Annotated in this window: 5 protein-coding genes; 1 reads left to right on the plus strand and 4 read right to left on the minus strand. The window is 59.5% G+C overall.

The features are described 5' to 3' along the window. The 3 genes from trpE to ACN0X0_RS23085 form a co-directional block, all read right to left on the minus strand. Nucleotides 1–1,411: anthranilate synthase component I (gene trpE / locus ACN0X0_RS23075; protein ID WP_417281148.1), on the minus strand; the 1,411-nt coding region annotated here is incomplete at its 3' end. 51 nt (nt 1,412–1,462) lie between these two features. Beyond that, nucleotides 1,463–3,328, minus strand: coding sequence for a peptidyl-prolyl cis-trans isomerase (locus ACN0X0_RS23080; protein WP_339696420.1), 1,866 nt, complete (start codon nt 3,326–3,328; stop codon nt 1,463–1,465). An 88-nt stretch (nt 3,329–3,416) separates the two neighbouring features. Continuing rightward, the gene (locus ACN0X0_RS23085; RefSeq protein WP_417268212.1) at nt 3,417–4,601 is read right to left on the minus strand and encodes an aminotransferase; all 1,185 of its coding nucleotides are present in this window, start codon (nt 4,599–4,601) and stop codon (nt 3,417–3,419) included. Nucleotides 4,602–4,936: 335 nt separating this feature from the next. Between ACN0X0_RS23085 and ACN0X0_RS23090 the strand changes: the two genes are divergently transcribed. Next, nucleotides 4,937–5,224, plus strand: a complete 288-nt coding sequence (locus ACN0X0_RS23090; RefSeq protein ID WP_417268196.1) for a hypothetical protein — start codon at nt 4,937–4,939, stop codon at nt 5,222–5,224. Between the two features lie 14 nt (nt 5,225–5,238). Here the strand turns inward: ACN0X0_RS23090 and gpt are convergent, their stop codons facing one another. Continuing rightward, on the minus strand, nt 5,239–5,742 hold the full coding sequence (gene gpt / locus ACN0X0_RS23095; protein WP_107719832.1) for a xanthine phosphoribosyltransferase: 504 nt from the start codon (nt 5,740–5,742) through the stop codon (nt 5,239–5,241). Nucleotides 5,743–5,819 lie beyond the last annotated feature (77 nt).

Here is a 5,819-nt window from a genome sequence, read left to right on the forward strand (position 1 = left end):
CATAGACCACGCCACCACCGGCCTGGATATAGAGCTTTTCGTCCTTCAAGACGGCAGTGCGCAGCGCGATGCACATGTCCATGTCGCCGCCTGCGGAGAAATAGCCGACGCCGCCGCCATAGACGCCGCGTTTTTCCGGTTCCAACTCGTCGATGATCTCCATGGCACGCACTTTCGGTGCGCCGGACACGGTGCCTGCGGGCAGGCCCGCCAAGAGGGCGGAGAGCGCGTCTTCGTCCTCGCGCAGCTCGCCGACGACGTTGGAGACGATGTGCATGACGTGGGAATAGCGTTCGATGATGAATTCTTCGGTCGGGCGCACCGTGCCGATTTTCGACACTTTGCCAGTGTCATTGCGACCCAAATCCAACAGCATCAAATGTTCGGCCAGCTCCTTTTGATCGGAGAGCAGATCCAGTTCCAGCGCCTTGTCTTCTTCCGGGGTTGCGCCGCGTTTACGGGTGCCTGCGATCGGACGGATGGTCACTTCGCCCTCAAAGACGCGGACCAAAATCTCGGGCGACGCGCCGATGATTTGAAAGCCGCCGAAGTTGAAGAAAAACATAAACGGCGAGGGGTTGGTGCGGCGCAACGACCGGTAAAGCGAGAAGGGCGGCAGCGGAAACTCTTGGGTCCAGCGCTGTGCAGGCACCACTTGGAAAATATCGCCCGCGGTGATGTACTCTTTCGCCTTTTCAACGGCTTGTTTGTAGCCCTCGTGGGTAAAATTCGACTGTGGCGCGGGGGAGACGAAGCTTTCGCCTAGATCGTGGCTGGTCTCAGAGGGCGCGCGTTCGAGATCGCGCAGCGCGTCCATCACCCGTTCGGCGGCCTGCGCATAGGCGGCTTTGGCGGATTGGCCTGAGCCGACCCACGCCGGCGATACCACGGTGACCTCGCCTTTGACCCCGTCCAACACGGCCACAACCGAAGGGCGCATCAACACCGCATCAGGCAGGCCGATCGGATCGGGGTTCACATTGGGCAGATGTTCGACCAGACGGATCATGTCATAGCCGAGATAACCGAAAAGACCCGAAGCCGAGGCCGGAAGTTCGGCAGGCATGTCGATTTTGCTCTCCGCGATCAGCGCCCGCAGCGAGGCCAAAGGATCGAGATCCGACGTGGTGTAGCTGTCCGGGTCAAAGCGCGCATTGCGGTTGAGCGCGGCAGTCGTGCCATCGCATTTCCAGATCAGATCGGGTTTCAGGCCGATGATGGAATAGCGCCCACGCACTTCGCCGCCGGTGACAGATTCAAGGATGAAACTGTCGGTGCGCGCGCCCGCGAGTTTGAGCATGATTGACACGGGCGTGTCGAGATCTGCGGCCACTTTGGCGTACACCACCTGATTGAGCCCAGCGTCAAAAGCGGCCTCGAAGGCGGAGAAGGCGGGGATAAGCGTGGCCATGTCTGTCGTCTTTCTCGTCTGTCTGCCCGCCGTCTTAGGATCAAACGGCGCTTATTGGATTTGGCTGTGCACTGCGGTCAGGGCGGGTTCATTGACGGTCACGCCTTCGCGCAGGCGCAGCGCATTGGAGAAGGCGGCAATCACGTCTTGGGCCGCGCCTTGAGCGGCGGAGGTGATGTAGCCATCGGCAATGGCACTGTTTTCGTCGGTCTTGGCGGGGGCATCGACCTTGTCGATTTTGGCAATGACCACGCGGCCTTGGCCGGGGATCAAGGTGGTGCCGCCAAGCGTCAGACCGGGGGCAAACACGGCGTCGATAAAGCCCGCAGGCATCGAGGCGATGTTGCCCTGACGGGTGATCGCCTCAAAGCTTTCGGCTTCCAGACCCAGTTCGGTGATTGGCGTGCCCGCCGCCACATCGGTTTCAAGCGCTTCGGCGCGGGTGGTCAAAAGCGTTGCGATGGCATCGCGCTCCCAATCTGTAGAGACTTGGTCACGGACCTCGTCGAGCGGACGCACAGCAGAGGGCACAATCGCGTCCAGACGCATGGCAAACACGCCACCATCACCCAGTTCCATGATCGCCGGGTAGTCGTCGAGGCTGAGGGCCGCAACGGCGTCTTTGAACGCGGTATAGGCGGCAATCCCGCCTTCGCTTTCGGGTGTCCAATCCATCGTGCCCAGTTCCATCTGCGTGGCCTCGGCCAAATCTTCAAGCGTCATGCCCTCGGCCAGATCATTGTCAAAGGCTTCGATTTGATCGGCAATCAGGCGCGCCGCCGCGTCGGCGGCCATTTCCACGGCCAAATCATCGCGGGCCTCTTCAAAGGAAACCTCGGTCCCGGCCAATGTGCCGTTGACCCGGTACAGCGCCGGGCCCAGATCGGACATCACCGGACCGGCAACGCCCGTGCCCTCAAGGGCAAACACGGCGGTGGCGGCGGCAGAGGACAGATCATCGGCGGAAACATCGCCCATATCGACGTCAATCAAATCAAGGCCACGCGCAGCGACTTCGTCCTCGAATGCGGTTTCGCCGGATGCAATGCGATCAGCCGCCGCTTGGGCGTCCTCTTGCGAGCCAAACACCAGACGCTCGACAAGGCGGCGTTCGGGTTGAACATAAGAGGCAATGTTGTCGTTATAGAGTTTGCGCAGGGCGGTTTCATCCAGCTCAACCTCATCGGTCAACATCGCAGGCGTCAACCACGCATAGGTCACTTTGCGGGCCTCGGGCGCGGTATAGGCGTCCGGGTGGGCGTCATACCACGCTTGGATGTCCGCATCAGAGGCGATCGGCGTGCCGGTTTCAAGGTCGGCAACCGTGAGGGTCGCGACCGAAATGGTGCGCCGCTCGCCGAGCCAATCGACCACGACTTGGCCGTAGGACGGTGGCATGGTGATGCCTGTGGCCAAAGCGCCGGTCAAAATAGCGCGGGCCGAATCTTTGCGGAGGCCCGCCTCAAAGGTTTTGCCATCAAGATTGTTGCGCGCCAGCATCTCTTTGTAGGTGTCGGTGTTGAATTTGCCATCAAACCCTTTGAACGCATCCATCGCCAAGAGGTCGCGACGCACCGCGTCGTCGCCAACAGAAATGCCGATGCGCGCGGTTTCATTGTCAAGCGCGGCCTGATCCAAGAGCTGGTTCAGAACCTGTTGCGACAGACCAAAGGACAACGCCTGTTGCACGGTGATGTCTTGGCCGGTCTGGCTTTCAATCGCACGAATTTGGTTTTGCAGCGCATTGGCATAGGCGGTGGGGGTGATGTCTTCATCGCCAACACGGGCCACACGGGTGACGCTGCCACCGAAATTCGCCGTGCCAAACCCACCCAAACCGATGATCAGAAGGCCTAAAACCCCCCAAACCACCATTTTCGTGCCAGATTGCTTACCGGTGCCTTTGCCGTGCGCCATATGCGTTTTTCTCCCTTAAAGGTTGGCAAAGTGTCTAGGCGCTCACGGCAGGCTTCGCAAGCCGGATCACAATGAAATTTACCGCCCGTTAGGGAGCGATTTGGGCCAGTCTTTCAAAAAGCGTCTGAATACCGGCGCGGTCAATATTGGCAAAGGCGATGCGCAATTGGTGTTCGGCGCGCGCGTCGCCTTCGGGCATGAAGGTGACGCCGGGCAGGAGCAGAATGGACGCGTGTTTGACCAGCCAGGGCGCAAGTTCAGAGGACGGCATCGCAAACGGGTGTTCGACATAGGCGAAAAAGGCGCCACATCCCAGGAGGTTCCAGCCCTTTGCCGCAACGGCCGGGAAGCCGTCATAAATCGCGGCACGTCGGTCGAGAATTTCGGCGCGTTCACCCGCGACCCACTGGCTGAGGTTTTGCATCCCCCAAAGAGCTGCGCGTTGGCCGATTTGATTGGGGCAAATCGCGACGGTGTCGAGGTATTTTTCGACCTGTGTCAGGCGGTCTGGCGAGGCAATCAGCGCACCAACGCGGTGGCCGGTGAGGCGGAAGGCTTTGGAGAACGAATAGAGATGCACCAATGTGTCGTGCCAATCGGGTTGGCGGAACAGGTGATGCGGCACCTCTGAGCGGCTGTCAAAATCACGATAGGTCTCATCGAGCACCAAGGCGATGCGATGTTCGCGGGCGAGGGCATAGAATTTGGTCAGCAATTCGGCCGGATATTCAACGCCGCCGGGGTTGTTGGGGGTGATCAACACAATGGCGCGGGTGCGCGGGGTGATCAGCCGGGCCGCCGCCTCCAAATTCGGCAAAAGATCGTCGCCGGTGGCCAGGGGCACAGCATGGACCCCCGACATATCGCACCACATTTTATGGTTGAAATACCAAGGCGTTGGCAGAATGACCTCATCGCCTGCTGCGGCGAGGGTCGACATGACGGCGGTGAAGGCTTGGTTGCAGCCGGAGGTGATGGCGACCTCTGAAGCCTCGATTTTGGCGTGATAGGCGGCGGACCATTGGTTGGCGATTTCGGAGCGCAGCGCCGGTAGACCCAACACGGGCCCATAAAGATGCGCCTCGACGTCCTCGACCGCGATCCGGGCGATCTCTTGGCGCAAGGCCAAAGGTGGCGCAGCGATGGGGGCGGCTTGCGAAACGTTGATCAGCGGACGGTCCGCCGGAAAAGTGATGCCCTCGACCCACTCTTTGGCTGCAATGATCGGCGAACGAAAGGTGCGGGACATTGGAGCGACGAGGGGCAGGGGCAAAGGCATCGTGAGATCTCCTGAGTGAGGGCTTGGCGTGTCAAAGCTAGGCAGGTTCCACGCGCACTACAATTGCAGAAACGCTCACAGGGGGGTGAGCGCGAGGGGCGGGGCGCGCGGCCAGTTATTTTTGTGACCTCAAATGCGACAAGGTGCTGAAAAAAAAGGCTTTCACCAAGGCGTGATGCAGAGAATGGCGGGTTTTCACCCGTCGTTAACCAAATCGCCCTTTTGATTGTTTCAATGGAGGCAGAGAGCCCCATGTGAAAAAGCACGTGAATAAGGCGGCAACGCCAAGGGCCGAATGAGGTCGATGTCGAAAAGGTGAGGTTTGCCCTATGGAGCAGATGAAAAATCAGGCGCTGATTGCGGACTTAAAAGCGGCGCTTTTGAGCGCACAAGAGGGTCAAACGGTGCAGGCAGAGGCCATGACGGATCACATCCGCGAGCGGTCCTATGAGATTGAGCTGCGGTTGGCGGGCTATATGATCCGGTCCGCCTGTGGCGCGATTGACGGGGTCCTGCGCAGTATGGACTTGGACAACAGCGTGGCGTTCGCCTTGCATGAGATCGAAAAGCTGGAGCGTGTGGTGCGCCAGCTTTCACCTCAATCCACCGCGGCGTGAATTCGGCCTAAACCTTAGTCCCGGCCGCGGTACGGCTGAACATATTGCAGTGCCATATCCCAAGGGAAGAAAATCCATGTGTCTTGCGACACTTCGGTGATGAATGTGTCGACCTGTGGCCGCCCTGCGGGTTTGGCGTAAACGGTGGCGAATTGCGCGTTTGGATAGAGTTCGCGCACCAGTTTTAGGGTTTTGCCGCTGTCCACCAGATCGTCGATGATCAAAATTCCGGTGCCATCGCCCATCATATCCTTGTCGGGGGCCTTCAACACAACCGCTTCGGATTGGTCTTGGTGATCGTAGGATTTGACCGAGATCGTGTCGACTGTACGAATGTCCAATTCGCGCGCGATGATCATCGCCGGGGCCATGCCGCCACGTGTGATCGCCACAACAGCCCGCCAAGCGCCGTCATCCGGCCCCTTGCCATCCAATCGCCACGCCAGCGCCCGGCTGTCGCGATGGATCTGGTCCCAACTGATGTGAAACCCTTTTTCATGCGGCAAACGATCGGACATTTCAAAATCCTTTGATGAGGACGGAGTTGATGGGGTGGTGTTTAGATTGGCGTCTTTTTTGCCGCGAAAATCGCGCC

Source organism: Celeribacter sp. (assembly GCF_048270365.1).
Lineage (GTDB): Bacteria > Pseudomonadota > Alphaproteobacteria > Rhodobacterales > Rhodobacteraceae > Celeribacter.